Genomic DNA, 26,940 nt, shown 5'->3' with positions numbered 1-26,940 from the left:
TTAAGGAGCTTTTGATGCTTTCCCTGCGATTGAATTTTCTGGGCGCCGCCGTGCTGGCGGCCTGCGCCGCGGCCCAGGCCCAGGCGCCCGCGCAAATCGTGGTCGCGCAGCCGGCCGACATACGCTCGACCAACCCCGGCGTGAACCGCGACAACACCACCGATGGGGTGGTGCTCAACATCGTCGAAGGCCTGGTCGCCCACCACGAGAACGGCACCATAGGCCCCCTGCTGGCGCGCTCCATCGTCACCAGCCCCGACGGCCTGACCTATATCTTCAAGCTGCGCACCAACATCAAGTTCCACAATGGCGAGCCCATGACCTCGGCCGACGTTCTGTGGAGCTGGAAGCGCTACATGGATCCGAAAACCGACTGGCGCTGCCTCAGCGAATTCGACGGCCGCTCCGGTGTCAAAGTTACCTCGGTCACGGCGCCCGACGCGCAGACCGTGGTCATGCAGCTGGACCGCCCCTCGGCCGTCTTCCTGGACAACCTGGCGCGCACCGACTGCGGCATGACGGCCGTGCTGAACAAAAAATCCGTCAAGGAAGACGGCAGCTGGGACAAGCCCATAGGCACAGGCCCCTTCAAGTTCGAGGAATGGAAGCGCGGCGAGTACGTGACCCTGAGCGCTTTTGCCGACTACCAGTCGCCCCCCGGCAGCAAACCCGACGGTTACCTGGGCCTCAAAAAACCGCTGGTCGAGCAGGTCAAGTTCCTGACCGTGCCCGACATGTCGACCTCCAAGGCCGGCCTGCAGTCCGGCGCCATAGACGCCGGCCAGATCACCTCTTCCGACGTGCAGGAACTCAAGGCGAATAAAAACCTCACGGTGGTCGGCGCCGTCGACGCGGGCAAGAACACGCTGCTGATGCAGACCAACGACCCGCTGCTCAAGGACGAAAGAATCCGCCAGGCCATCGCGCTGTCGCTGGACATGAACCAGCTGGTCGCGGCCTCGTCCGAAGGCCTGGCCAAGGTCAACAACTCGGCCATCCAGGGAACTTCGGCCTTCTACAGCGCGGCCCAGAAAAAAGGCTACCGCTACGACCCGGCCAAGGCCAAGCAGCTGCTGAAAGAAGCCGGCTACAAGGGCCAGCCCATCGTGATCCAGGCCAACAAGCGCGCCCACGTGCCCAGCTTCTCGGTCGCGGTGATGAGCCAGGCCATGATGCAGGCCGTGGGCATCAACGCGCAGATCGAGGTGCTCGAATGGGCGACCCAGCTGGACCGCTACAACAGCGGCAACTACCAGCTGAGCTCCTTCACCTATTCCTCGCGCCTGGACCCGGCCCTGAGCTATGAGCAGTTCTCGGGCAACAAGGCCAAGCAGCCGCGCAAGGTCTGGGACGACCCGGCCGCGCAAAAGCTGATCGACCAGAGCTTTGCCGAAGCCGACCCGAAAAAGCGCCAGGCTTTGTTCGACCAGCTGCACGCCATGATGATCGCCAAGACGCCGCTGGTCATTCTCTACAACGTGACCGACTCCTGGGCCGTGCGCAAGCGCGTGTCCGGCTTCACGGTGTGGGAAGGCAAGCCGCTGCTCTGGAATACGAAACTGGCCGCCAGGTAAGCGTTCCAGCATTCCCCATTTCTCCATCGCCTTGATGCGCGGGTAGCGCACAAGGCAGGGACAGGCACGCCTTGCGGCGGCCGTCATTCCCCTGTCAGGTCCTTTTTTCGGCAGCACAACATGGCAAACATCGAACAATTTCCCTTTATCTCGGTTTCCGGCAGCCCGCGCGAACGCGGCCTGCAGTACGGCCGCCAGGCCGCCAGCCGGGTGCGCGGCAGCGCCCGCCTCTACGGCCAGACCCTGGTCAACCTGGGCTATAGCGAGCAGGCACGCACGCGGCTGATCGACTTCTTCGCCAAGGAGATTGGTGATTTCGCGCCGCACTACATCGACGAGATGCGCGGCATCGCTGAGGGCGCGGGCGTGGACTTCCAGGACATCGTGATGATCAATGCCCGCACCGAGGTGCTGGCCAAGGCGCGCGCCGAGAAAGTCCAGCAGGCCGACAAGGAGCCCGGCGACGGCTGCACCGGCGCGCTGATACTGCCCGAGCGCTCGGCCAACGGCAACCTGCTGCACGGCCAGAACTGGGACTGGCGAGCCGAGTGCGTCGAAACCGCCGTCGTGCTGCGCGTGCGCAACGACCACGGCCCCGACTTCCTGACCTTTGTCGAGGCCGGCGGGCTGGCCCGCAGCGGCTTTAACAGCGCGGGTGTGTCCATCACCGCCAACTACCTGGAATCGGACCGCGACTTCAAGCAGCTGGGCGTGCCGCTGTCGCTGATACGCCGCAAGGTGCTGGAGCAGGAGATTTTTTCGCTGGCCATGAAGGCCGTGGCGGCCACGCCCAAGTCCTGCTCCAACAACCTCATGCTGGGCATGGCGCAGGGCTTCGGCATCGACTTCGAATGCACGACCAACGAGTCCTTCCCGATCTACCCGGGCGCCGACAACCTGATCGTGCACGCCAACCACTGGATGAGCCCGGTCGCGCTCAGCAAGCTGGTGGATATGGGCATTTCCCAGTCGCCGGACAGCCACTACCGCGACTGGCGCGTGCGCAAGCTGCTCAATGCCAAGGACAAGCTGAGCCGCCAGGATTTGAAGAACGCCTTTTTTGACGACTTCGGCCTGCCCTATTCCGTCTGCCGCCCGCCGCGCCTGGGCAGCCATGACAACCTCTCGGCCTCGGTGGCCATGGTCATCATGGAACCGGCCGCCGGCGAGATGGAAGTCGCGCCCCTGCCGGCGCTGAACCGCGTGTTCACCTGCTACAGCCTGACGCAGGAGCCGCGGCTTTCGGCTATCTGACTGTTAAAGGACCGCGGCCAGCTGGTCCAGGTCCAGCGACGGAACGAACTTGGGGTTGACATAGCGCTTGCGGATCTCTGCTTCGGAGAACTCCACCATGTCCGCGCTTTTGGCGCTGTCGCCGCCGCCGGCGATCCAGGCGCTTTCCCAGATATGGGCCAGGTTGCGTATGCCCAGGGCCATGACCTTGGCCGTGTTGTTGCCGAACTGATCCCACAGCCCGTCTATCACCGCGCGCGAGGCACCCTCGCCCAATTCAACGTAGGCGTCGCAGATCTCTGAAGGCGGGATCAGCCGGGCGACGTCGTCCATGAGCTTGACGGTGGCGATCGCGGCCTTGCGGCCTTCGTCGATGGCGGCCAGCGCGGCGGCCGGCTTGGCCAGCAGCTTGTCAATGGCCTCGAACAGCTCTTCGGCCTTGGCGTCAATCATCTTGGTTTCGTAGATGGAATGCACGCCCTTGGCCGGCCAGTCCGTCTTCGGCTTGCCGGTGCTGGTGACGCCTTCGGTGGCCTGGTCCTGGTAACCGTCGGCCAGGAAGGAGCCGTGCAGCGGCTGGCAGGCGTCGCCCACATAGTGCGCAAGCAGCCCCGCCGCGGCCACATAGCTGGCGTAGTCCTTCTTCTCGACGTAGCCGACCATGGCCTCGTAGAACTGCCAGACCCGAAAAGGCAGGCAGCCGCGCGACTTGGAGGCGGTGGAGCCTACGCTGTCGTAAAAAGCCTGCCAGTATTCCACCGCCACCCTGTCGGTGTCCTGCATGCACAGCTCGCGCAGGCTGGGCCCGTCGTTGGGGCCGGGCACGTCGATGTCGGCGTAGTGCGTGGGGTGTTCCGGCCCGCTGTTAAAGCCGGTGTCGCGCCCGCCCTTGACCTTGCCGGGCTGCTTTTTCCAGATCACGTCGGGCACGTCGGCCAGGGCGATAAAACCCGTCGTGTCTTTCAGCGCCTCGTTGATCTTGCCGGGCGCGATGTCGGCGCGGTCAAAGCTGATGCGCAGCGCATTGGCCGCCAGCAGCTTGGCGAGTTTTTTGTCCTTGACCTGGCCGACCGCGACATTGCCTATGCTGTAGTGGCCGGTGGCGCCCCAATAGGGCTGGGCCGCCGTGTTGTGGGCCGACACCAGCTCCACGTCCAGCAGCTTGCAGACATTGCTGAGGTTGGTCGCCAGCGCGAAGTTGTAGGCATCGCCGGCTACGCTAAAGGTCTGTGCACCCCATTCCACCGCGATGGGTCGGTAGACGGTCTTGCCGTTGGGTTCCTTGCCGTCTTTACCCTCCTCGGTCTTGAGGTGCCAGACCGTGCCGGAGTCGCCAGGCTGGGTCTGGTGGGCCGGGTCCTGCGGCGCGATCAGCAAATCAGCCACGTAGTCATAGCCGCCCACGGATTTGTAGCGGTAAAACAGCGCCTTGATGCGCCCCTCCAGGTGGCCGGAGGCCGCGCCGAAGGCCGACACCGGATGGTCTATCAGCTGCAGCCCCAGGTTTTGCTCGTTAAGGTCGGCCAGCGCGCCCACCTCGCCTATGCCGTAGACGCTGCTGGTCCAGTCCCGGGCGTCGTCGACCTCGACCAGGCCGACGTCCAGGTTCAAATAAGTCTGCTTGCCCGCAAAAGAGGGATAGACCTCGGTAAAGGGCAGGCGCGTGAGCTGGCGCTCGGAGGCATGGCCGATTTCGACCTCCTCGCCGCGCAGCCGCGCATGGACGGGCTCGCCGGGTTCGCCGCAGACATGGCGGTTGGTCAGCGCATAAATCGTGTGGCCGTCGCTGACCAGGCAGCCGGCGCTGGCACTGCGCAGCAGGCCCTGGTTGCGGATCAGCAGCGGAAAGCCGCCGCCTATGGCCGCCTCGGGCCAGATCCAGGAGGGCAGCGGCTTGCGGGCCGGGGCCTGCGGCTCGACCTTGACGACACAGACCGGCACCACGCGGCCGTCGGGCAAATAAAGCATCTTGGGCACCATGTCCTGCGGGTGCAGCTTGCTGCTGGCAAAGGATTTTTCCTCCACCCATTCATCGACCATCACCAGCATGCAGGGCCAGGAATAGGGGCGCACCTCGGAATTGGCGAAAGTGCGTTCCACCTTTTTTTTGCCCGTGGATTTTTTGACCGGGTTTTTCGCATCGGGCCAGGGGTCGCTGCGCCGTATCAGGTACAAACCCACCGCCGTGCCCACCACGTTGCGCTTGTTGAGCATATGCACATGGAACTGGTTGCGCGCGTCCAGCAGGTCGCGCACGGAAAGGCTGCTGTAGCTGTTCTGGCTGCTCAGGATGTCCATGGAATTCCTCCGTGTGGTGAGGCTCGGGCCAGCAGGCATTGTGCGCAGCCGGATTGGCCTGATCAATCCTCCAATAGGAGGAGAAAAACAGCTTCACCGGGCTTTGTGACGCGGCGATGTCCGGGCCGCCCTCATGGGGAAATGCAAGCAACAAAACAAGCAATGCAAAAAAAGCATGGCTAAAACAATGTCTTTCTGGCGACATTGCGAGATCATTCAAGTTACAGCAAGCCAAAGCCGTGCGCGCGAATTTGAGGGCAAAACCCGTGGCGCATGGGCCTCTTGCGGCGTCCCAAACCATGTGGACCCCATGTGTATCGCCGCTACCCGCTTCGATGCACAAACCAGGCGAAAGTCAACCCCCGCCGCCGTCGGTCACGGCGCCGGGGAAACCACAACAGGGTGAATGACATGGAAGCCATCAATGCAAGCCATGCAATGTCAATTTATCTGCCTCTCGCGCTGTATGTCGTTGTCGCCGTCATCGGCTGGCGGCTGATGAAATGGCAGCGCAAATGCAAGGCCCAGAGGGCCGTTTACTGGCAAGCCTGCTACATCAAGCTGGACAGCCTCGCCAGGTCCCACCGCCTGCGGGCCGCCGAGTTCGAGATCCAGGCCGAGAAAATCCGCCTGCGCTGGAAGCGGGAACAACGGGCCCTGCACAAAAAAAGGTTTGACGAGATGTTCCTCAAACGGTAAGCCCGGGCTCAAGCCCATGCCGGCCATCGCGGCCGGCCGCGCCTTCGCCCTGGGGCCTCAGTTGCGGCCAAACGTCTTCTTGCCCAGGTAGCCGAGGGCGGCAATGCCCAGCAGAACGCCCCATTTGGTGTACCAGGCGGCCCACCAGTGCGGCATGCCCTCGCCAAGCGGGGATGGCGGCAGGTCTTCGGCGGCCCAGAAGTCCAGGGCCGGCCACCAGCACAGCCACAGCAGCGACAGCAGGACGGGCCAGACCGCCCGCGGAGCCAGCCGGGGAAAATCCTCCCTCATCTTCCATGAAAGCCCCGTGAGCACGACCAGCACGGCCAGGCGCGCCAGCACAGAACCTCCAGCAGCCATGTCCAGGCCCAGGTAGGCTGAAAGTTTCCAGGCGACAAAGGCGGCCAGCGCCACCACGGCCACAAAAAGAAGCCAGCTGTCCTCGCTGTCGACCTTGCCCATGACTACTCCCTTTTTGATGGCTGTTCTTTTTTGACAGAAGGCCGCGAAGCGCTCGCCTTGCGAGGCGGCTGCTTTACAGGCGGGCGCGTCCAGGCGGCCAGCGCGGCCGCCACCTCGTCGATCACGCGGCCCCAGTCATCCCCTTCGGCCTGCCTGAACAGCCGCAGGCTGGGGTACCAGGGTGAGTCCATCCGCTCAAGCAGCCAACGCCAGTCCGTGTCTATGGCGGGCAGCAGCACCCAGCATGGTTTGCCCAGGGCGCCGGCGAGGTGGGCAATGGCGGTGTCCACGCAGATGACGAGGTCCAGCTGGTTCACGATGGCGGCCGTGTCCGCGAAGTCCTCCATCTGTGTCCCCAGGGCCAGCAGCGGCTGGCCAGCCGGCGGCTCCTCGGCTTCTTCCTCGCCCTGGCCTTTTTGCAGGCTGACAAAGGCCACGCCCGGCACGGCCCAGAGCGGCGCCAGGCTGGCCAGCCCTGGCAGCGAGCGGTTGCCGTCGTTGCCGTGCCCCGAACTGCCCTTCCAGACCAGCCCGACCTTGCGCCCCGCCGCCGGCAGGCGTTTGCGCCAGCGCGCCATGCGCGCCGGCAATGCGCGCACATAGGGCAGCGGCGCATCACCGAGGGTGTCGGCCGTGACGGCAAAGTGCAGCGGCAGGCTCAGCACAAAACACCAATAATCATGCGCGGCAAGCCCGGCCGCGTCGGTGACCACCGCATCCACGCCTTGCACCGTTTCCAGCAGGGGGGCCAGCGGCGCGCGGCACAGCATCGTCAGGCGGGCGACACCACGCGCCTTGAGCAAAGGGGCAAAACGCGCGCACTGGATGTAGTCGCCAAAACCCTGCTCGGGCCAGATCAGCAGGGACTTGCCCGCCAGCGATTCGCCCTGCCATTGCGGCCAGGGCAGCGAGGGAAAGGGAACCGCGACGGTTTTGCGCTCGGGCGCATAACGCGACTCGTACAGGGGCCAGGCTTCGGCATAGCGCCCCAGCGTCAGCAGCAGCAGGCACAGGCTGAGGCGGGCCTCCACGTAAGTGGGCATGAGTTCCAGTGCGCGCCTGTGCGCCGCCTCGGCCTCCGCCAGGCGCCGGTTGGTCTTCAGCATGATGCCCAGGTTGTTGTGGATTTCGGCCCGGTCGGGCTGCAAGGCCAGCGCGCGCCGGTAGGTCGCTTCGGCTTCGGCCAGGCGCCCGTCGCGCTTGAGCAGGATACCGAGGTTGTTGTGCGCCTCGGCATAGTCGGGCTTGAGCGCCAGCGCGCGGCGGTAAGCCGCTTCCGCCTCAACGGGGCGCTCGCTTTCCTTGAGCAGGTTGCCCAGGTTGTGGTGGGCGTCGGCGTAATCCGGCCGGAGGTCCGCGGCGCGCCGGTAAGCCGCCTCCGCCTCGCCCAGGCGCTGGCCGGCCCGCAGCAGCATGCCGAGGTTGTTCCAGGCCTCGGCGTAATCCGGCCTGAGCGCCAGGGCCTGCCGGTAAGACGCCTCCGCCTCCGGCAGGCGCCGGGCCAGCTGCAGCAGGTTGCCCAGGTTGTTATGGGCATCCACATAACCGGGCCGCAGCGAGAGCGCGCGGCGGTAGGCCGCCTCCGCGTCGGCCAGGCGCCCCTCGCTCTTGAGCAACACCCCGAGGTTGTTGTGCGCCTCGGCGTAGTCCGGGCACAGCGCCAGCGCGCGCCGGTAAGCCGCCTCGGCTTCAGCGCCGCGCCGCTGGTGCTGGTGCCGGTTGCCCAGCTCGTTGAAGGCCCTGGCATCGGCGGGAACGGGACTTGCCGCGCCGCGCTGCGCCGCCATTTCTTCACGCGGGCGCCAGCTGCTTTTCAGCAGCACACCGAGGTTGTTCAGCGCCTCGGCATAACCGGGCCTGATCTCCAATGCGCGCCGGAAGGCCGCCTCCGCCTCGTCAAGCTGCCCGCGTTTTTTCAGCAGGTTGCCGATGTTGTTGAGCGCTTCCGGATAGTCCGGCCTGATCTCCAGCGCGCGCCGGTAGATGGCCTCGGCCTCCTCCGGTCGGCCGCTCTCCCTCAGGAAGATGCCGAAGTTGTTATGACTTGCGGCATCGGCCGGGTCCAGCGCCAGCGCGCGGCGAAACGCCGCCTCCGCCTCGCCCGGGCGCCGCTTGTCCTTCAGCACATTGCCCAGGCTGGCAAAGAAGGCGGCTCTTTCCTCCAGCGCCAGCGCCTGGCGGATCCGCTCTTCCGCCTCGGCAAGCTCTCTTTTTTGCAGGTGCGCCACACCCAGCATATGCAAGGCGTCCACATGGCCGCCGTCCGCCTGCAGCACCCGCAGATAGCCGGCTTTGGCATCGTCCAGCCGCCCTTGGGTGTGGGCGGCAAGCGCGGACTGGAAAACGTCGACATGGAAAGGCAAGGCTTGCGCGCGCGTCATAAGTCCTCAGGTCCGGGTATAGAAAAATGAACGACCAGAGCCGGCGGGCCCGGGTTCAACGGCCGCCGGCGGACAAACCCGTCAGCAGGGTGAAGCCCTGGGCCGTCAGCTGCTTTTGCGGGTCCGGCAGGCGGCCGCCCTTGTCCAGTTCCGCGTCCGTGCGTTTGCGAAGCACAAACTCGATCGCCGATTCGCCGACCGGCGTCAGGGTCTGGTCAAAACGCGGCAAGCCGTAACGAAAGCTGGCGTCCAGCAGCTCCACCTTGAGCGGCTGAGCGGCCCCGCCCAGGGTGCGCAAAAGATCCAGGACATTAAGCGAGCGCCCGCTCCAGGACTTTTCCTTCCACAAGGTGAAGGTCCATTTGTGGTCGCTGTTGAAGGTGGACGGGAAACAGCCCTGTTCATACAGGTCTTCGTCCGGCACCACGCACACCAGGTGCCCGCCCGGCCTCAGCACGCGGAACCAGTGGCGCAGCGCCTCCTGAGGGTCCTGCATGTGTTCCAGGCAATGGGAAGAATGCACAAAGCCGAAACTGGCATCGGGCACCCCGTGCAGGTACTGCGCGTCGCCGTCGGGCAAGTCCCATTGCCTGACCTGCTCCATGCGCGGAAAGAGCTCGGCGTACAGGGACACGGGGTCGGGGCCGCAACCGATGTCTATGCCATTGCCCACAAAATAACGGGTGGCGAACCTGGCGTCACCCAGTCGCCGCATCAAGGCCTTGCTCGCCTCCCTCACACAAGCTCCTTCAGCCTGCCGCGCCCAAATCGGCGCCCAGCGCCCGCACCACCGGCGACCACTCGCCCGGCGCCTTCTGGCTGAAGATTTTCAGGCCCGGATACCAGGGGCTGTCCTCGCGCGGCGCCATCCAGCGCCAGCAGGCATCGAAGCGCGACAGCATCCAGGTCGGGCGGCCCAGGCTGGCCGCCAGGTGAACGCAGGCCGTGTCCACGCTGACCACGCCGTCCAGGCAGCTCATCAAGGCGGCCGTGTCGCCGAAATCGGCGAGGTGGTGGCTCCAGTCCACGATGCTGCCCTGCCAGGCCGAGGTTGCGATATCGGCCGCGGCTGGCCCCAGCTGCAGGCTGTGCCATTGCACGCCGCGCACCGACAGCAGGGGCTCGAGCTCGGCCAGGCCCATATTGCGGCGCTGCGCCATGGTTTGCGCGCCGGAGCCGCTCCAGACCAGGCCCAGCTGCCGCATCGCGCGGCCCCGGACAACGCCCTTGGCGGAGCGCGGCATGGGCGCATAACAAAAGCGCCTCATGCGTTCATGCCAGAGCGCGACGCTCTCCGGGCTGGCTGACAGCGGGGCCGGCGGCGGGAGCTGCGCCAGCGTACAGCCCAGGTGCAGCGGCAGGCTCAGCAAGGGCACATGCACATCGTGGCCTTGCACGCGGCCCGGCAGGGCGTCTTCCGCCGGCATCAGAGTGATGCGCTCGCGCGCGGCCATCGCGGCCAGCACCGGATGCAAGGCGCGGCGGCACACCAGCAGCAAGCCCGCTTGCGGGTGCGCGGCCCGCAGCTGCGGCAAAAAGCGCGCGAACTGCATGGCATCACCCAGGCCTTGTTCAGCCCAGACCAACAAAATGCGCTCGCCCAATGCATCACCCGTCCAGGCCGGACCGTAGTCGCGCCAGCTGCCCTGGGCCTGCGCTGCCTTCCAGCGCCACTCATGCGCGGGCCAGCCGGCTTCAAAATCGCCTTCGGCCAACAACACCAGCGCGCGGTTGAACTGTGCCTCCGCATAGCCCGGGTCCACCTCGCAGGCCGCCTCCACGAGCGGTTTGGCGGCGGGCCAGCGCGACTGCTCCAGCGCCACCACCCCCAGCGCGGTATAGGCCCGCGCCTGCGCCGCGCGGTCGCCGGTGGCCAGGGCGATGTCGAGTTCGGGCTGCCACAGCATGCGCGCCTCGGCAAAGCGGTATTGCGCGCGCAGCAAGGCCGCCAGCTGGCGCAGCACGGCTTCCTTGTCCGTAGGCCCCAGCGCCAGCGCCTTGCGGTAGGCCGCCTCGACCCGCGCCGTCAGCTCGGGCCGCTGCGGCTGGTCCAGCGCGGACCCGAAGTTGAACCAGTCGTCCGCGCCGCCTTCACCGCCGGACTCTTGCGCCAGCGCCAGCACTTTTTCAAACGCCGCCTGGGCCTCTGCCAGCCGGCCGGCCTGGAAGGCCAGCGCCCCCGCCAGCCGCCAGGCTTGCACCGACTCGGGCTGCGCCGCCAGCACCTGCCGCAGCAGGCGCTCGCAATCGCCCCAGCGTTTGTCGGCGTAGGCGCGGTTGAGCAAGGCGATGATGCGTTGTGCCGAGCGCAAGGCCGGCGGTGTGGAGGACAGGGAGCTCTTCATGCGACGGCCTCCAGGGGTGCGCCAGGACGCGCGGCGGATGCCGGGCGAGACCGGACGGCAAGCTGCTGCAGCACTTGCGCCTTGGGTCCGTCGAGGACGACACCGGTGGGCGACAGGATGACCAGCCGGTCCACCAGTTGCAGCAAAGCGGGTTTGTGCGTGACCAGGATCAGCGTCTGGTCGACCTGCACGCTGGCACGCAATGCGGCGATGGTGCGATTTTCGAGAGGCTCATCCATGGACGCCGTGGGTTCATCGAGCAGCCACACGTCGGGCGCGGCCAGCACCATCCGCGTCAGCGCGATCAGCTGCTTTTGGCCGCCCGATACGCCAGTACCGCCCTCGGCGATGGGCATGTCCAGGCCCTTGGGATGCGCGGCAATGACCTGCCTCAGGCCGGTGAGCTCGCAGGCGGCGAGCAGGTTCTGCTCGGTTTTTCCGACGACGCCGGTCGTGAGGTTGTCGCGCAAGGTGCCGGCGAACAGGCGCACGTCCTGGGGAAGATAGCCCAGGCGGTCGCTCAGGTGGGCGCGCGAGATGTGCTGCATGTCGATGCCGTCCAGTGAAACACGGCCTTTGGAGGGCATGTACATGCCGGACAGCAGCTTGAGCAAGGTGCTTTTTCCGCTGCCGACCGGGCCAAGCAAACCGACTTTTTCACCGGCGGTGATGTGCAGGTTTTCCAGCTGCAGCACCGTGGCGTGGCCGCGGTAACCGAACTCGAGTTTCTGCACCGCCACCTCGCCGCGCAGGCGGTCGATGACCAGCGGGCGCTCGACGGCGTGGTTGTCCTGCTCAAGCGTGAAAATATGCGAGAGGCTGCGCATCGCCGATTTGGCGTTGGCCCACTGGACCATGAGGCCGGGCAGCATGCCGGCCGGCGTGAGGACGCGGCCGGAGATGATGGAGCAGGCGATGATGCCGCCGGCCGTGAGAGAGGTGGAGGTGGAGGCGACGTAAGCGCCGGTGGCGACCAGCAGCACGTAGCTGATCTGCTGCAGGAAACCGGCGTAATAGCTGGCCGATTCGCCCAGGTGCCGCAGGCGCATGTCTTCGTCGACGTTGGTGCGGGTCAGGCCGTTCCAGCGCGCCAGGAATTGCCAGCCGGCGCCGCTGGCCTTGATGGATTCGGCGCCCTCGACCGCCTCGACCAGCAGGCCCAGCTTGCGGTTGGCGGCGGCCTGGCCGGAGAGCGCATGGCGCTCCATGCCGCGGCGAAAAAGGAAACCGACCGCCAGCGCGACGATGAAGAACGCGACCGGAACCGCTGCGACCAGAGGACCTCCCAAGAGGTAGATGATCGCCAGGAAGATCAGCGCGAACGGCGTGTCGACCAGCAGGTAGAGCGTGACCGACGAGGCGAAGGAACGGATCATTTCGTAGCTGCGCAACTGGGCCGACAAGGTACCGACACTGGCGGGGAACTGGTCCATGCGCACACGCAGCAGGCGCTCGAAGATGCTGTGCGAGAGGTCAAGGTCCATGGACCGGATCGAATGCTCGGTGATGGCGGCGCGCGCGAACTTGGCGATCAGCTCGAGCAAGATGCCGACGGCGATACCGGCCGTCAGTGCGTAGAGGGTGGACAGGCCTTGCGTGGGGATCACGCGGTCGTAGACCTGCATGCTGTAAAGGGAGGTCAGCAAGCCGAACAGGTTGATCACGACCGAAGCAATGGCCGCATGGACGAAGTAGCGCCGGTTGTCGCGCAGCGCGCCGCGGAACAGCTCGCCCGCCGTCCGGTAGAAGTTGAGGCCTTCGGCTTGGGTTGTATGGATTTCGGTATAAAGCGCGCCTTGGGGCAGCACGGTGACATGCCTGCGGCCGGTGGCGTCTTCCAGCAGCCAACCTCCGGCCGGTGTGTGCTGGTGCAGGATGAAGGCGCCGACGTCGGGGTGAATGGCCGCGGCGGGCAGCTTGGCCGCCGCATGGCCTTCAATCCAGGATTGCGAGCGCACGCCCATGGAACGGAATGCGTGGTCGACGCAGCCCCGCAGGCCATCCCGGGTGACACTTTTTTCCTGCAAGGCCGCCAGTCGGCCTTCGAGTTCGGCCAACATGTGGGACTGCATGGGCCGCAAGTCCTTGACGATGTCGGGCAGGCGGCGGGCCAGCCACAGCACGCTGGGCGTGACGGAGGATGGCGCGTTCTTGACGGGGGGATTGTTCACGGAAGCTCGCTTTCTGGAGACCACATGGGTATGCCGAGCAGAAGGCCCAGGCGGTAATAGGCGCCGACACTGCCCGCGCGGGCCTCGGCCTCGGCTTGCTCGGCCTGGGCGATTTCGCGCACGGAATTGAGCAGGTCTATCCAGCTGCGGCGGCCACTGACAAAAAGACGCCGGTTGGAGGCCAGCACCTCGGCGGCGCCTTCGCTGCTGCGCTGCAATTCGGGCAAGCGCCGCAGCGCGGACTCAAGGTCGCGCCATTCGGACTCAACACGCTCGCTGACATCGCGGCGGCCGGCCTCTGCCGTGCGCTGGGTCGCCGACAGGTGCCGCTCAGCGGCTTCGATCTGGGAACCCAGCGACAGGCCCGAACCCGGCGCGTACTGCATGGACACGTAGACACGGTTGCCGGCGGCGGCGGACCCCAGGAACTCGCCCACCTGGCGCTCCAGCCGCAAGGAGACGGTGGGCCACATGGCGGCGCGCGTGCGGTCGATTTCGACGGCAGCCAGGCGTGCGTCGATTTCGGCAAGGCGCAGGTGGGGGTTGTCCTGCACCGCGCGCTCCAGCAGGCGCGCGAGCATGGGAGGACGCGACGGAGAGGCGGGCAGCTCGAGCTCGCCGGGCTGCAGGGGCCGGCCAATCGCACTGCCCAGCTGCGCCAGGGCGGAGTGTTCGAGCGCACGAAAGGATTCGAGGTCGGCCTGGGCCTGCGCAAGCCGTGTTCGTACCATATTGACGTCAGCCGTGGCGGACACCTCCGCCTGGCTGCGCCGCTCGATCATGCGCAGCAGTTCGCGCAGCGTCGCGACGTTGCGCTCCTGGGCGATGCGGCGGCCGGCGTTCAGCAGGTAGGACTGGGCGGTGGTGGCCACGCGCGTGGCCAACGTGATCTGCGTGTCTGAAATGGCTTCGCGGGCGCGCAGTTCACGCAGTTCGGACAGGCGCAGGTCGGCGGTCAGCCTGCCGCCTGTCCAGAGCGGTTGGGTCAGGCGAAAGACGGTGGCGCTGCGCCCGTGCAGCGAATCGGTTTGCACCCCGGGAGCGGGCCAGAACTGCATGCGCGCGGCTTCGATCATGCTTTGCGCGGACTGCTGGTCGAAACGCGCGCTGGCGATGGTGGGGTGAGTCTCGACGGCCATCTGCAGCAGCTGGCGCAGGCCCAGGCTCGCACTGGCTTGGGGAGCAGGAGCAGCCTGGCCGGCCTGGGCATGCAGCGAACTGCAAGCTACGCACAGCGTCGTCAGGGCAAGCCGCACGCCGGCAAACTCGCTCGAGGCGGATGCCGAGGCCCCGTTTACGCTTTGTGCCTGTACAGCGCCGCAGGGGCCCAGAAACAGCAGCGCAAGAACGATCAATGCTTTCATGGGGGCGATGCGGCTCGTCAACGGCTTGGCACGAGACGTGCACAGCGCGAACCTTGCTTCGCGCGGCCGTGTTGTCGAGGGATGCTCAGGGCCTTGGCGGGGCTGGAACGCACAAAATCACGAGCCGGAATCTCTTTGCTTCCGTGCGCGGTCGCAAGACAGAAATGAATGAGTTTGACCATGAAAAATCGTGTGGTGTTGAAGACCGCTAGAGCGAAGGAAAGAGCTGGTTTCAGCTTATCGATATCTGTTACGCGGGTTTTTAGAGATAGTCTTTCTGCGGACAATGTTTGTCGGGTTCCACTTTTCATTTGAAATAGAAGCCCGCGGGCGAGGTAGGGCTGGAGCAACACATCCTGGCGCGGAACGGTCATTGCCCGTCCCTTCCGTGCCGACCGTCGGCCGGCTGCCTGATACATCAACAGGGCCCGGCTAGCGCTCGCGCAAGCCTTCCTGCGCGGCCTGCACCAGCGGGCTGAGGAAGAATGAAATCACCCGGCGCTGCCCTGTCTTGATCTCGACATGGGCGACCATGCCAAAGCCCAGCGGCACATCGGCGCCGTCGACGGCGATGCTGGTGCGCGCCAGCTGCACGCGCACGACATAGAGCAAGCCGCGCTTCTCGTCGGCAATGGCATCGCGCGAGACATCAAGCACCACGCCGGGTATGGCGCCGTAGGTGGTGTAGGGAAAGGTTTCGAGCTTGACGGCGACTTCCTGGCCGGCGCGCACAAAACCGATGTCCTTGTTTTCCAGCATGGCCTCCACTTCGAGCGGATGCTCCCCGGGCACGATGACCATCAGCTGCTGCGCCGGCGTGACGACGCCGCCCACGGTATGCAGCGCCAGTTGCTGCACGGTGCCGGCCACCGGCGCGATCAGCCGGGTCAGGCTGCCGCGCCCCTGGGCCTTGCTCAGTTCCTGTTCCAGCGCGGCGGCATGCTGCTGGCCCTCCTTGAGGCTGTCGAGGGTTGCGCGGCGGATCTCGGCCTTGAAGGCTTCGCTCTGGCGACGGCTCTCGGCGACCGCAGCCTGCAACTGCTGAACGCGCTCGCGCTGCACCGACAACTCGCCCGACTGCTCAAGATAGGCCTGCTGGCGCTCCAGAAAAGTGTGCTGGGCCACGTAGCCGTCCCCGGCCAGCTTGTCCAGGTCGGAGGCACGCTGCCGCATCATGGGCAAAGTGGCCTGCAGTTTGGCCACCTGTTCCCGGCTGGCGCGCAATTCGGCCTGGCGGGTGGTGATTTCCGCCTCGCTGCGCGCGAGCTTGGCAAGGTACTCGCCGTACTGCCCATCGAGCATGCGCGCCGCTTCGCTGTGCTGCTCAGCCGAGACCTGGGACAGCCGCGGCAGAACCGGGGTCTTTGCGCGGGCCATCGCATCCAGCAAGGCGCCCGCGCGCGCGGCCTGCAGAAGGGCGGCTTCAAGCTCGGCGCGGGAGCGCTCGATGTCGGCGGCCTCGGTGGTGGCGTCGAGTTCCACCAGCAGGTCGCCGGCCTTGACGGCTTGCCCGTCTCTCACATGGATGGCCTTGACCACCGCCGCGCCCAGCGGCTGCACCACCTTGGTATAGCCGCTGGGAACAATTTTGCCGCTGGCAACCGCGACGATATCGATCTTTCCAAACACGCTCCAGGTGACGGCGATGAGGGCGAACACGATAAGCAGCCACATGAAGACGCGGGGCGCGGCAGGCACGGGCGTCTCCTGCACCGCGAGCACGGCGGGCAAAAATTGTGCCTCGGCGGCCTTGTAGCCGCGCGTGTCGGTGTGCCGGCGGCTGTCCCAGGCCAGGGTGAAGACGGCCTTGTAGCGCTCCAGCAGTTCGCGCATCGCGCCCAGGCGTTGTTTGAAGCTGTCCATCGTCATGCCCCCTGCATCGCATACAGGTGCGCGTACTGCCCGCCCGGCAGGCCCAGCAGTTCCTCGTGCGTGCCCTGCTCGACAATCTGGCCCTTGTCGACAACCACGATACGGTTCGCATCCCGGACCGTGGAGAGCCGGTGCGCGATGATGAGGACCGTGCGCCCGGCGCAGATGGACTTCATGTTGTCCTTGAGAATGCGCTCGGATTCGTAGTCCAGTGCGCTCGTGGCCTCATCGAATATCAGGATGCGCGGATTGCCGATCAACGCGCGCGCGATGGCGATGCGCTGGCGCTGGCCGCCCGACAGGGTGGCGCCGTGTTCACCCACCAGGGTGTCATAAGCGTCGGGAAGCTCGATGATGAATTCATGGGCGCCGGCCAGCTTGGCGGCGGCAATGACCACCTCAAGCGGCATTGCGGTATTGACCAGCGCGATGTTCTCGCGAATGCTGCGGTTGAACAGCATGTTCTCCTGCAGCACCACGCCGAGCTGGCGCCGCACCGTGGTGGCATCGGTGGTGGCAAGGTCGACGCCGTCTATCAACACGCGTCCCTGGTCGGGGATGTACATGCGCTGCACCAGCTTGGTCAGCGTGCTCTTGCCCGAGCCGGACCGACCCACGATGCCGATGACCTCACCCGCGGCGACCTCAAAACTGATGCCGCGCAGGACCTGCGGCGCGTCGGGCCGGTAGCGGAAGTTCACGGCATCGAACTCGATACGGCCTTCGATCTGGGGCATGGCACTCTTGTTGCCGGCGATCTCGGGCCGGGTATTCAAAATGTCGCCCAGGCGCTGCATGGAAATGCCAACCTGCTGGAACTCCGTCCACAGCTGCGCCATGCGGATCACGGGGGCCGCGACGTAGCCGGCGAGCATGTTGAAGGCGATCAGCTGTCCCACGGACAACTTTCCTTCGACCACCAATTGAGCGCCCAGCCAGATGGTGGCCACGGTGACCAGCTTGCTGACCAGAGAGACGCCGTTGTTGGCGAGAGTGCCTATCGTGGTGGTGCGAAAGCCGGCGGCGACATAGGCGGCAAGCTGGTTGTCCCATTTCTGCGCCCATTGCGGCTGCACCGCCATCGACTTGACGGTGTCAATGCCGCCTATGGTCTCGACCAGGAAAGCCTGGTTTTCGGCGCCGCGGTTGAATTTTTCGTTGAGCCGCGCGCGCAGAACCGGCGTGAACAGCACCGAGAGCAGCGCATAGCAGGGCAGCGACACCACCACGATCAGCGTCAGCCAGACGCTGTAATAAAGCATCACCGCGAGGAAGACCACGGAAAACAGCAGGTCGAGCACCACGGTAATGGCGTTGCCGGTCAGGAAAGAACGTATGGTCTCCAGTTCGCGGATGCGGGCCACCGAATCGCCCACGCGCCGCGCCGTGAAGTAGGCCATGGGAAGGCCCAGCAGATGGCGAAACAGCCGCGCGCCCAGTTCCACGTCGATACGGCTGGAGGTGTGGGCAAAGACGTAGCTGCGCAGCCCGGTGAGCACCACGTCGAACACCGAGATGACCAGCAGGCCTATGCAGACGACGTGCAGCGTGGTGAGGCCGTTGTGCACCAGCACCTTGTCCATCACCACCTGGAAGAACAGCGGCGTGACCAGCATGAAGAACTGGAGCACGAAGGACACCAGCAATACCTCGACCAGGGGCCGGCGGTACTTGACGACCGCGGGGATGAACCAGCTGAAGTCGAACCTGGCCATGTCGCCCGCCAGCGACGCGCGCGAGGTGATCTGGATCAGCTCACCCGACCAGCGCTCATGAAACGCCGCCAGCTCCAGCACCTGCGGACCCGATACACCCGGCTCCTGGACCAGGGCCTTGTCCTGGTCGACCCGCGCGAGGATAAAAAAACCGCCGTCCGCGCCAAGGGCAATGGCCGGCAGCGCCGCCAGCGCCAGCCGCGCGCGCGAAGGCCGTCTGCGCGCGGCCACCAGTCCCAGGCTTTTGGCGGCATTGAGGATGTCGACGACATCCATGGCCTGGCCGTCACGGCTGAATTCGTGCCGCAGCTTTTCAGGATCCGCGGCAACCGCGTGGAACTGCGAGAGCATCACAAGGCAGGCGAGCCCGCTGTCTTGCACCGTGCCGGGTGTCGGCTGCGCAGCCGAGGATTGGGTGCGCGAATTTCCTTGCGGCAAGACCGGCACCACTGTATTCATGACCATCCGCTACTCCCTCCCCTTGTGCCACCTGCTTCCATGCAGGTCCGTGGCGGCGAACACCCCGGTGTGCCTGCATGCAGCACTTCTGCCTTACGAGCATGCCGTGTGTCGTCTACGGCAAGCCGATAAGGCGCTTTTTATGCGGTACCACTTTGGCAGTACACGACATGGGGATCGAGCATAGGTTTGCGGACGGGGCGTCGCGAAGGACTTTGTCTTTGTACAGACAATGTGTGGGCGATTTATCTGGACACCGCCCCGGACGGCGTCAAGGCACCGCGGCCTCCTGCATCAGCACAATGAGTTCTTCCAGCGTGGGTTTGGTGATATTCATGCGGGCTTGCCGGTGTTTTCGGGAAAAGCGCAGCCAGGTTTCCAGCGAGCGCAATTCCAGCATGCCGTAGTTCACGCGCAACCAGCCGGCCGCAACGAGGTGATGCACGGCCTCGGAGAAAACGCTGCGCGACACGCCGCAGACAGACGCGATGACGGTTTGCTTGACGGGAATCTCCACGGAAGTGCCTTCGAGCCCGTGCGTGGGCGGCCGCGACGAGTTGTAGTAGAGCGCCTCGGCGAACAGCGCCAGGCCCATGACTACCCGCAGCGGCGGGCTGCCCTGCTTCATGAGAACGATCATTTCTGAATGCTGCCGGCTGCGCCAGGCCATCAGCAGGGCAATGTAGCGGGAAAATTCCGGCTCGTCCTGGAATGCCGCCAGCGTGTCGGTGGCCGGCACACACACCGCGCGGACCGGGGCCAGACACACATAGTCCAGGCACGAGGGATAACGATTGAGCAGGGGCTCTTCGCCAAACCAGGTGCGGGGGCCGTAAATATTGACCTGGATGCAGCCGCCCTCTTGCAAAGGCACGCTGGCGCCCACCAGGCCGGAGACGATATAAGTCCAGGCGGCCACCTGGCCGCCCTTGGGCCAGATGACGTCGCCGGCATCGAAGGCCGTCATCTTCACGCGGGACAGCATTTGCAGCGCGGAGCGCTCGCCGATTCCCAAACCCGTCAGCAACTGATAAATGTATGCGCCAGACATCCCTATCCCCTTAACATCGGAAAGCACTGGCAAGCACTTCCGTTTTTTTTGATTTCACACGGAACGCGGATCAGGACAAGGCCTTGACCGGCATGAAAGGCATGGGCGTCGTGTCGACCCACACGCCCGGCCGGTATGGGGCGTTGCGGTCTTTTTGCGGCAGTACCGCCGGCCGGCGGGGCATGAAGCGCAGCAGATCATTCAAGGCGGCCGCATCGGGCAGCACCGGCAAGGAAAGCACGGAATCCCGCCGCCCCGTGAGCACAACGGTTTCGGCGCCGCATTCATCGACCAGGGACTTCAGTTGCCTCCAGTCCAGGCGTGCCGCATTGATGAGCGTCACGTCGGGGCAGGACCGGCCATTGGAGCCATCGGGCCGCCATTCGGCCCAATGCACGGCTTTGCCTTTGTCGCGCCCCATCTGCGCCTTGAGTGACTGCAGCACCGCGTCATCCTCCGCCAGGAACTGACTGAGTTCGATAAAGTACATCATGGTGGTTGTCCCTTTGAATGGCTGAGCAGGTTTATGTCCTGCCATCGATGGGCATCGATGGCGGTCGCCGGGAAGCGATGAACCAAGCATAGGCCGCTCAAGAACAATTGGGCGCAACATTGTCCGCACGAAGGCAATCTCGGTACCTTTTTGGAAATTGGCATGCAGTCCAAGGCATTGCCGGTACCGCGCAGCAGAAACGCGCCGGCGCGATCCAGGGGCTGGCGCTGCGGAACTGGCCGTCGACATGCCGGGTCGAGGCTCTGGCGGATGTGCGGCCATCACAACGATACGCGGCAGCTTGCGGGCCGGCTCGACGCCGCCATCATGCGGCCGCCAGAAAGCGCTGCATGCCGTAGGGCGCAGCCTCGAAGGGCAGCGCCGCGCCGGTAAGCTGCGCCGCCAGCAAGCGCGCCGTGGCCGGGGCCGTGGTCACGCCCAGGCCTTCATGGCCCACGGCCAGCCACAGGCCAGGCTGGCGCGGATGGCGGCCGATGATGGGCAGGCCATCCGGCGTGGCAGCGCGAAATCCCGTCCAGGTGCGCACGGTATTGAGGCCGGCCAGCGCCGGCAGATACTCCAACGCGCGGCCCAGCATGCGTGCAAGCATGGGCGCCTCTACCGCCGGGTCGGTGGTGTCGAATTGGCGCGAGGAGCCTATCAGCAGCTGGCCAGTCGGTCGCGGCTGCACGTTGAAGGCCACCGATGCGCCGTCGCTGTGGTGTGCACTGCTGATGTAGCCAAGCTCGACAAGCTGGTGGTGCACCGTGCCCGGGTAGCGGTCGGTGATCGCGAGGTGGCCCTTCTTGGGGCGTATCGGCAAGTCGGGACAAAGGCGGCTTGCCTCTATGCCCGCGGCCAGCAGCACGGCGCCGGCGCTGCGCCAGCTGCCGTCCGCCAGTCGCACGCGGGAACCTTCGATGGCGGCCACCTCAGCCTGCTCAAAAGCGATGGCGCGCGGCGCCTGCGCAAGCAGCCAGCGCGCGGCATTGGGCGCATACACCACGCTATCACCGCTGACTTTGAGCGCCCCCGCCAGACCCGGGCGCAGCACCGGCTCCGCCGCGGCCAGCGCGGCGGCACCCAGCAGCTCGCAGGCGACACCATGGGCCTGCAAGCAGCGCCGCTTGTCTTCGGCGACGGCCATCTCGGCGTCATTGGCGGCCAGCCACAGCGTGCCGCAGGCGGCGAAAGCGCAATCGGCATTCATGCGCGGTGCCCAGTCGTGCCAGAGCTTCAGTGATTCATGGCTGAGCGTGAGCTCCGCAGGGTTGTCGTCCATCACCACCAGGTGGCCCATGCCGGCCTGGGTGGCGCCGCCCAGGCCGGCGTCCAGCACCAGCACACTGAGGCCCGCGCGCGCGAGTTCATGCGCGCAGGCCGCGCCCACAATGCCTGCGCCTATCACGATCACGTCGGCATTCACAGGCGTATGCCCCAGGCGAAGGGATCGCCATCCTCGATCAGCAAGGTCGCCTCGGCGCTCATGTGGGCGCGCCCGCGCAAGGTCGGGATGACCTGGCCGTCCTCCACGGCGTAGCTGGCCTCGAAGCGGCTGCCGATGATGCTCGCCTGGTGCCAGACCTCGCCGGGCGCAAGCTTGCCGTCGGCGGCCAGGCAGGCGATCTTGGCGCTGGTGCCCGTACCGCAAGGCGAGCGGTCGTAGGCCTTGCCCGGGCACAGGACGAAGTTGCGGCTGTCCGCGCCTCCATCGTCGTCCGCGAAGAGCTCGATATGGTCTATTTCCGCGCCGCCGGCGCCCGTGATGCCCTGGGCCGCCAGTGCTTCACGCAGCGAAACGCTGTAAGTTGTCAGGGCCTCCAGCCTGTCGCTGGCCACGCGCTGGCCGTGTTCGCTCGCCAGGAAAAACCAGTTGCCGCCCCAGGCCACGTCGCCGCGCACCGTGCCGTAACCCGGCACCTCGACGGCCACCTGGTGCAGGTGCCGCCAGGCGGGCACATTGCGCACGCTCACCGAGCCGTCGCCGTGCAGCGTGGCCGTGACGGTGCCCACCGGTGTCTCGATGCGGTGTTCGCCGGGCCTGATCAGACCCATATAGGCCAGCGAGGCCACCAGCCCTATGGTGCCGTGCCCGCACATGCCCAGGTAGCCGGTGTTGTTGAAAAAGATCACGCCCACGGCGCTGGCCGGGTCCACCGGCTTGCACAGCAAGGCGCCCACCACCACGTCGCTGCCGCGCGGCTCCAGCACGGCGGCGGCGCGCCAGTCGTCGTGTTCCCGCGCCAGCAGCGCGCGGCGCTCGGCCATGCTGCCATGGCCCAGATCGGGAAAACCATCAATCACAAGGCGCGTCGGTTCGCCGCCGGTGTGGGAGTCGATTATTTTGATTCGCTTCATGGTGCAAGTCCGAGGGTGGGTTCGGTGGTGAGCTTACTTCTTCAGCCGTGCAAAGCACCGGCACTGCAAGCCGGGGCGCGCGCCTGGCGCCGGGTGGATGACGGCCCGGCAAAACCCCGGGCACGGCAATGAATCAAGGAGAGATTCCTAAAACAAAGGAATTAAATATCGTTTCATGCAAATATATTAAAGAGATATTTAAATTGACTTTACAGGGTATCAAGCAGCTTGCCAAGCCGCTTTTTTTGCGCTTGGAGAGTGAATTTGCGGAATCGCCGGGACGTCCGGCGGTGAGGGTACGGACCTGGGCGCGGCCGCCCTGGCTTCAAAGCCCCGCGATGCTCGGTTCCGCAGGAGCGTCCACCCGGTCGATCCTGCGCCGGACGGGTTTGGAGAAAACACAGGCGCCCAGGATATGCAGAAGGTCTTCCTGCACAAAGGACGTGCCCAGGTACATCGGGCTGACGCCGCAGAGATGGCCGTGGAAGTGGTCGATGACCGCGCGCCGGCAAGTGACGGGTATGACGGTGACGGCGCGGGACGCCGCCAGCTGCGTCAGGAAGGCCTTCATCGCCGGACTGCGGTCGCCGCGCATATGCTGCTCGCGCAAGCGCACAAAAACCACACAATGCCGGAAGGTCTCGAACATCCATGGCGCGCCCGTCAGCGGCGTGGCGTCTATGCGCGTGATCAGCCTCGAGGCGGACAGCATTTGCAGGCGGCTTTGGAAATCCTCGACAGCGAGTTCGTGGAACTCCACCAGCAACACGCGAACCCCCATGCCTTTGCGCAAGGTATTGAATTCAAAAGAGTCTCTGGCACTCATAAGCATCCCCTGCTTCGCGAGGCCTGGTGCGGATTTACTAAGAGGATCTGGGCGGCACCACCCGGTCAGCGTCGCCGCAGTGTCTGCGAGAACACCGGGATGTACAGGGGACTTTGTCTGCGCACGGGCAATGCTTGCCGGAAAACACAACTATTTATGTGCGCACTGCGGGCTTTCGGGAGCCGGGTGTCCGCAAGAATTTCCGCTGATCAACAACAAATGTCCGCAGAAACACATTGTCGGCTTTCCCAAGCCGGCACGATTTTTACAATGACCACGACGCTCCGGCGTTCCTTGTTCTCATCCCAGACAAGGCTGCTGTCAAGCAGTTCAAGCCCCCTGCAGTGACCTCTACTGCAGGGGCTTTTTTTTGGGCACCTGAATAAATCAGCGACCGAACAGCGGCCCGGCTAGGCCCTGTCCTTCCAGCGCTGCATTTCCCACGAGGGCAGGCCGCGCAGGTCGCCGACCCGGGCGCTCTGGAATTCCGCGAGCGCCGGTTTCGCGCCCAGCCTGTCATAGGCCAGCTTGACCACGGGTGCGGTCTTGACGAACACACTTTTGACCTGTGCCCAGTTGAGCGGCTCGGGGATGATCTTGGCGCCGGCAATCATTTTGGAGGTCGCGAGCAGGGACAGTGCGTCGCCCTCCGTCGACCAGGCCCAGCCGCGGCGGAACACCACCTCATCGCGAACCACCTTGGCACCCTCCGCCGGTGACAGGCCCCAATAGGACTTGACCAGCTGCGACACCACGCCGGGGTCCGACTCGCTGAGCGCGCCCACGGCTTCCTGCTGCGCCAGCAGAAAGGCCAGCACCAGGTTCGGGTGCTTTTCCACCAGGCTGTTGTGCACGATGCGAAAAGACCGGTGCAGGTAGTAGCCATCCGGATAAAAAGGCGAGTTCTTCACCGAGGGCAGCAGGATGCCCGCGCCCTTGCCTTCCGGCCCGTCGTAATGGCCCTCCGTGTAGCCGTAGGAATTCATGATGGCCACCGTGCCCGTGGCCTGCGCCTTCAGGAAGGCCGGGTAGACGGCCAGCGTCGCATCCATGCCGGCCGGCACCTGCGCCGCCTCGGGCAGGGTCGGCAGGTGCACCATGCGTATGCCGTGGGCGGCCGGGTCCGGGTTGCCCAGCTCATAGCGCAGGATTTGCGTGAACGCGTTGTACGGGTCCGCGCCCATCAGCGTGCCCACCGTCTTGCCCTTGAGGTCCTGCACATTGCGGATAGTCGAATCCTTGCGCGTGCACAACAAAAACCGCAGCCGCCCTTCCGCCACCGACACCAGGCTGAAAGGATGCTGCGCCACGATGGCGCGTATCGTCGGCGTATTGCCCCACATCGCCATGTCGAGCTGGCCCGCCGCCAGGGCCTCCACCTGCGGCGCGGCCGCGGGGTAAGTCCGGTAGTCCATGGTCAGGTCGTAGCCGAACTCCGCCGCGTGCTTTTCAATCAGCCGCTTGCTGATCATGTGTTGCGTGACCGGCGAATTGCCCGCCGCCCACGGAACCCAGCCGTAGGACATCGTGAAGGGCCTGCCGGCCTGCGCGCGCGCCAACCCGGCGACCCCGAGCGAGGCGGCCAGGCCGGCGCCCCGGCGCAGCCAGCGCCTGCGTGTCAACATCGGTACGCTGTTCACGACAACCTCTCTTTCAGCCTGGACCCGCCGTGAAACCTAGGCCGCCGCCGGCTCGCTCGCCCGGACGTGTTTCGCATCGGTTTCATGCACGATCCGCTCCACCAGTTCATACACCTCATGCAGCTCGCCGCGCGGGCCCAGCGGCACCGTGGCCGCCAGCCTGAAGCGGAAGTAGCGCGCCGCCGCCAGCGCCACCGCGCGGCTGGCCGCGACGTTCAACCCCAGTGCGTTCGCCTGCCGCGCCAGCGCGCGCGCATTGTCCAGCGGCGCGCCCACCGCGGTGAAGGTCAGGTGGTCCCAGGTGCCGAAATTGCCCACCGTGGCGCCGCCGAAATCCAGGCCGAAGCACGGCGGCTTCACGGATGTGTTCAGCCCCTGGGCCAGCGCCTGCATCGCGTCCACCGCGCGCAGCGCCGCCTCGCAGGCATAACCCGCGGGGTTGGAGACATTCAGCGGCGTGTTCCACAGCGCCACCGCCGTGCAGCTTTCATAACGGTCCATCATGCCCTTGCCCTGCGCCACCTCCACCGCGAATATCTGCAGGTAATGATCGGCATGCGGCGACCAGCTCACCGCCGTGGCGTGTTGCTCGTCCAGCGCCGCGCACAGCACCGCCAGCTCGCGCTGCTCCACGCCGGCCTGCGGCGTCAGGCGGTTGGCAATGAAATGTTTCACCAGCGGCCTCGGCACATAACGCGAGAAACCCTGCAGCGCGATGCGCGCCATCGCCAGCGATTCCTGCAGGCGCCGCACTTCCGAAATATCGCTGTCCTGCGGAATGTCGCTGTCGAACTCGAACTCGCGGATGTGCTTGGCCGAACGCACCAGGTTCTTCAAAGGCGTCGCCAGCCGGTTGGCCATCCAGAACAACATGGGCAGCAGCATCAGCAGCCCCGCCACGCCCACCCCCAGCAGCATCCAGCGCATGCGCCGCACCTGCGCCAGCAACAGGTTCTGGTCCGACACCAGCGCCACATAAGCCTTGTGGCTGAACACTCCCTCCATCGGCATCACCACCGCCGCAAAGCGCTGGCCCCCCGCGCCTTCCAGCGAATGGATGGGCATATCCTGCGCCGCCCCCTGCTCCACCAGCTTGTGCAGCGACCCATACAGCGGATCGCTCAAAGAAGAAAGGCTCAGCGGCGTGCCCGAACCCAGCAGGCGGCGCAGCCTGTCCGCCTGCGACCAGCCCCAGACACGGCCCTGCGCGTCGAACAGGATCAGCTCGGCATGGCTTTCCTCGCCGCGCGCATGTAAAAAATCCGACAAGCCGCCGACCGTGAACATCGCCGCCGCGACCCCGCCCCGGGCCCCGCTCAGCGGACGCGACAGCGCCATGCCGAACTCCTCCGGCACCTTCAGCACAAAAGGATCGGTTGCCTGGAAAGTGCCCAGGTTAAGGTCGCTTGCGCCCTGGTACCACGGGCGCTCGCGCGGATCGTAGCGCTCGCCCCAGGGCCGCCGCTGGCTCGCGATCGCCGTCATCTGCTGGTCGTAGAACACCCATTCTTCGACACGCTTTTGCCGCTCGTCCACCCGGATGATCTGCTGCGCGTAGCGCGCCTCCGGCAGTGATTTAGCCCAGGCCCGGTCGCGCGCGCTGCGCAGCACCATGTTTTGCACGAAGCTGCCGTCCGGGTAGCCGAACACCAGCGAGCCTATCTGCGGATAGCGCTGCTGCATGGACATCTGCATGCGCAGCACCGAAATGTCGTTGTCGCCTTCCAGCCCCGCATGCGGGTCGTTGGCGGTCGCCTCCAGCCAGGCGCGCGCCGGCTCCTGGAAACGCAGCAGTTGCTCCTGCGTGCGCCGGCCCAGCTGCTCCAGCTCGCGCTGCGCGCCGTCAAACACGATGCGGCTGGCCGCCAGCTCCGCCAGCGCCATCAGCGCGACGACCAGCACCGTCACCAGCGCGGCATAGGTCCAGAACAGGTGGGCGCGAATCGACCTGGCATGAAAGCTCGGTATCTTCATCACCGTTGTCTCCCTGCGGTGCTTG

At 65.6% G+C, this 26,940-nt stretch carries 20 protein-coding genes; 3 read left to right on the top strand and 17 right to left on the bottom strand.

The genetic code is table 11. From position 1 onward, the window contains the following. Window positions 1-14: 14 nt before the first annotated feature. A complete protein-coding gene (locus AC1DUN_RS12170) occupies window positions 15-1,574 on the top strand; it encodes an ABC transporter substrate-binding protein (protein ID WP_477714178.1) in 1,560 nt (519 codons plus the stop codon). A 120-nt stretch (window positions 1,575-1,694) separates the two neighbouring features. Continuing rightward, complete coding sequence (locus AC1DUN_RS12165; protein ID WP_477714177.1) at window positions 1,695-2,828, top strand: C45 family autoproteolytic acyltransferase/hydolase; 1,134 nt, start codon at window positions 1,695-1,697, stop codon at window positions 2,826-2,828. A gap of 3 nt (window positions 2,829-2,831) precedes the next feature. Here AC1DUN_RS12165 and AC1DUN_RS12160 read toward each other — a convergent pair whose 3' ends face one another. Continuing rightward, window positions 2,832-5,105, bottom strand: a complete 2,274-nt coding sequence (locus tag AC1DUN_RS12160) for a Nal1-like putative serine protease (RefSeq protein WP_477714176.1) — start codon at window positions 5,103-5,105, stop codon at window positions 2,832-2,834. 438 nt (window positions 5,106-5,543) lie between these two features. Between AC1DUN_RS12160 and AC1DUN_RS12155 the strand changes: the two genes are divergently transcribed. Then, complete coding sequence (locus AC1DUN_RS12155) at window positions 5,544-5,804, top strand: hypothetical protein (RefSeq protein WP_477714175.1); 261 nt, start codon at window positions 5,544-5,546, stop codon at window positions 5,802-5,804. Between the two features lie 57 nt (window positions 5,805-5,861). On the opposite strand, the gene AC1DUN_RS12150 is transcribed toward AC1DUN_RS12155, so the two are convergent. From AC1DUN_RS12150 to AC1DUN_RS12075, 16 genes are all read right to left on the bottom strand, one after another. After that, complete coding sequence (locus AC1DUN_RS12150) at window positions 5,862-6,266, bottom strand: hypothetical protein (RefSeq protein WP_477714174.1); 405 nt, start codon at window positions 6,264-6,266, stop codon at window positions 5,862-5,864. A gap of 2 nt (window positions 6,267-6,268) precedes the next feature. Further along, window positions 6,269-8,647, bottom strand: a complete 2,379-nt coding sequence (locus AC1DUN_RS12145) for a tetratricopeptide repeat protein (protein ID WP_477714173.1) — start codon at window positions 8,645-8,647, stop codon at window positions 6,269-6,271. Between the two features lie 55 nt (window positions 8,648-8,702). After that, window positions 8,703-9,386, bottom strand: coding sequence for a methyltransferase domain-containing protein (locus tag AC1DUN_RS12140; RefSeq protein ID WP_477714172.1), 684 nt, complete (start codon window positions 9,384-9,386; stop codon window positions 8,703-8,705). Window positions 9,387-9,396: 10 nt separating this feature from the next. Continuing rightward, the gene (locus AC1DUN_RS12135) at window positions 9,397-10,992 is read right to left on the bottom strand and encodes a tetratricopeptide repeat protein (RefSeq protein WP_477714171.1); all 1,596 of its coding nucleotides are present in this window, start codon (window positions 10,990-10,992) and stop codon (window positions 9,397-9,399) included. Beyond that, a complete protein-coding gene (locus AC1DUN_RS12130) occupies window positions 10,989-13,163 on the bottom strand; it encodes an ATP-binding cassette domain-containing protein (protein WP_477714170.1) in 2,175 nt (724 codons plus the stop codon). The genes AC1DUN_RS12135 and AC1DUN_RS12130 overlap by 4 nt, the downstream gene beginning before the upstream one ends. Then, window positions 13,160-14,527 carry a TolC family protein gene (locus AC1DUN_RS12125; protein WP_477714169.1) on the bottom strand — a complete coding sequence of 456 codons (1,368 nt, stop codon included), beginning with the start codon at window positions 14,525-14,527 and terminating at the stop codon, window positions 13,160-13,162. The genes AC1DUN_RS12130 and AC1DUN_RS12125 overlap by 4 nt, the downstream gene beginning before the upstream one ends. Before the next feature lie 17 nt (window positions 14,528-14,544). Then, window positions 14,545-14,901, bottom strand: a complete 357-nt coding sequence (locus AC1DUN_RS12120) for a hypothetical protein (protein ID WP_477714168.1) — start codon at window positions 14,899-14,901, stop codon at window positions 14,545-14,547. 58 nt (window positions 14,902-14,959) lie between these two features. Beyond that, window positions 14,960-16,396: an HlyD family type I secretion periplasmic adaptor subunit gene (locus AC1DUN_RS12115; RefSeq protein ID WP_477714167.1), complete on the bottom strand. Its 1,437-nt coding sequence runs from the start codon at window positions 16,394-16,396 to the stop codon at window positions 14,960-14,962. Then, window positions 16,393-18,579, bottom strand: a complete 2,187-nt coding sequence (locus AC1DUN_RS12110) for a type I secretion system permease/ATPase (protein WP_477714166.1) — start codon at window positions 18,577-18,579, stop codon at window positions 16,393-16,395. Before AC1DUN_RS12110 ends, AC1DUN_RS12115 begins: the two co-directional genes overlap by 4 nt. 265 nt (window positions 18,580-18,844) lie before the next feature. Continuing rightward, window positions 18,845-19,624, bottom strand: coding sequence for a Crp/Fnr family transcriptional regulator (locus tag AC1DUN_RS12105; RefSeq protein WP_074577840.1), 780 nt, complete (start codon window positions 19,622-19,624; stop codon window positions 18,845-18,847). A gap of 70 nt (window positions 19,625-19,694) precedes the next feature. Continuing rightward, window positions 19,695-20,117, bottom strand: a complete 423-nt coding sequence (locus AC1DUN_RS12100) for a hypothetical protein (RefSeq protein ID WP_477714165.1) — start codon at window positions 20,115-20,117, stop codon at window positions 19,695-19,697. A 325-nt stretch (window positions 20,118-20,442) separates the two neighbouring features. Continuing rightward, a complete protein-coding gene (locus tag AC1DUN_RS12095) occupies window positions 20,443-21,543 on the bottom strand; it encodes an NAD(P)/FAD-dependent oxidoreductase (RefSeq protein WP_477714164.1) in 1,101 nt (366 codons plus the stop codon). After that, the gene (locus tag AC1DUN_RS12090; RefSeq protein WP_477714163.1) at window positions 21,540-22,475 is read right to left on the bottom strand and encodes a 4-hydroxyproline epimerase; all 936 of its coding nucleotides are present in this window, start codon (window positions 22,473-22,475) and stop codon (window positions 21,540-21,542) included. Before AC1DUN_RS12090 ends, AC1DUN_RS12095 begins: the two co-directional genes overlap by 4 nt. Before the next feature lie 325 nt (window positions 22,476-22,800). Continuing rightward, entirely contained in the window at window positions 22,801-23,301 is a 501-nt protein-coding gene (locus AC1DUN_RS12085; protein WP_477714162.1) for a hypothetical protein, read from the bottom strand. Window positions 23,302-23,711: 410 nt separating this feature from the next. Beyond that, the gene (locus AC1DUN_RS12080; RefSeq protein ID WP_477714161.1) at window positions 23,712-24,941 is read right to left on the bottom strand and encodes an ABC transporter substrate-binding protein; all 1,230 of its coding nucleotides are present in this window, start codon (window positions 24,939-24,941) and stop codon (window positions 23,712-23,714) included. A 36-nt stretch (window positions 24,942-24,977) separates the two neighbouring features. Then, window positions 24,978-26,918, bottom strand: a complete 1,941-nt coding sequence (locus tag AC1DUN_RS12075; protein WP_477714160.1) for a hypothetical protein — start codon at window positions 26,916-26,918, stop codon at window positions 24,978-24,980. Window positions 26,919-26,940: the final 22 nt, after the last annotated feature.

Source organism: Polaromonas sp. P4_F6, assembly GCF_056401275.1.
This window is presented reverse-complemented; position numbering and strand designations above follow the sequence as displayed.

Excerpts from the sequence above, each read along its gene's own strand:
- AC1DUN_RS12150 (WP_477714174.1), bottom strand. The coding sequence starts at position 6,266 with ATGGGCAAGGTCGACAGCGAGGACAGCTGGCTTCTTTTTGTGGCCGTG.
- AC1DUN_RS12165 (WP_477714177.1), top strand. The coding sequence starts at position 1,695 with ATGGCAAACATCGAACAATTTCCCTTTATCTCGGTTTCCGGCAGCCCG.
- AC1DUN_RS12125 (WP_477714169.1), bottom strand. The coding sequence starts at position 14,527 with ATGAAAGCATTGATCGTTCTTGCGCTGCTGTTTCTGGGCCCCTGCGGC.
- AC1DUN_RS12145 (WP_477714173.1), bottom strand. The coding sequence starts at position 8,647 with ATGACGCGCGCGCAAGCCTTGCCTTTCCATGTCGACGTTTTCCAGTCC.
- AC1DUN_RS12155 (WP_477714175.1), top strand. The coding sequence starts at position 5,544 with ATGTCAATTTATCTGCCTCTCGCGCTGTATGTCGTTGTCGCCGTCATC.
- AC1DUN_RS12120 (WP_477714168.1), bottom strand. The coding sequence starts at position 14,901 with ATGACCGTTCCGCGCCAGGATGTGTTGCTCCAGCCCTACCTCGCCCGC.
- AC1DUN_RS12160 (WP_477714176.1), bottom strand. The coding sequence starts at position 5,105 with ATGGACATCCTGAGCAGCCAGAACAGCTACAGCAGCCTTTCCGTGCGC.
- AC1DUN_RS12115 (WP_477714167.1), bottom strand. The coding sequence starts at position 16,396 with ATGACGATGGACAGCTTCAAACAACGCCTGGGCGCGATGCGCGAACTG.
- AC1DUN_RS12105 (WP_074577840.1), bottom strand. The coding sequence starts at position 19,624 with ATGTCTGGCGCATACATTTATCAGTTGCTGACGGGTTTGGGAATCGGC.
- AC1DUN_RS12170 (WP_477714178.1), top strand. The coding sequence starts at position 15 with ATGCTTTCCCTGCGATTGAATTTTCTGGGCGCCGCCGTGCTGGCGGCC.
- AC1DUN_RS12100 (WP_477714165.1), bottom strand. The coding sequence starts at position 20,117 with ATGATGTACTTTATCGAACTCAGTCAGTTCCTGGCGGAGGATGACGCG.
- AC1DUN_RS12110 (WP_477714166.1), bottom strand. The coding sequence starts at position 18,579 with ATGGTCATGAATACAGTGGTGCCGGTCTTGCCGCAAGGAAATTCGCGC.
- AC1DUN_RS12085 (WP_477714162.1), bottom strand. The coding sequence starts at position 23,301 with ATGAGTGCCAGAGACTCTTTTGAATTCAATACCTTGCGCAAAGGCATG.
- AC1DUN_RS12135 (WP_477714171.1), bottom strand. The coding sequence starts at position 10,992 with ATGAAGAGCTCCCTGTCCTCCACACCGCCGGCCTTGCGCTCGGCACAA.
- AC1DUN_RS12090 (WP_477714163.1), bottom strand. The coding sequence starts at position 22,475 with ATGAAGCGAATCAAAATAATCGACTCCCACACCGGCGGCGAACCGACG.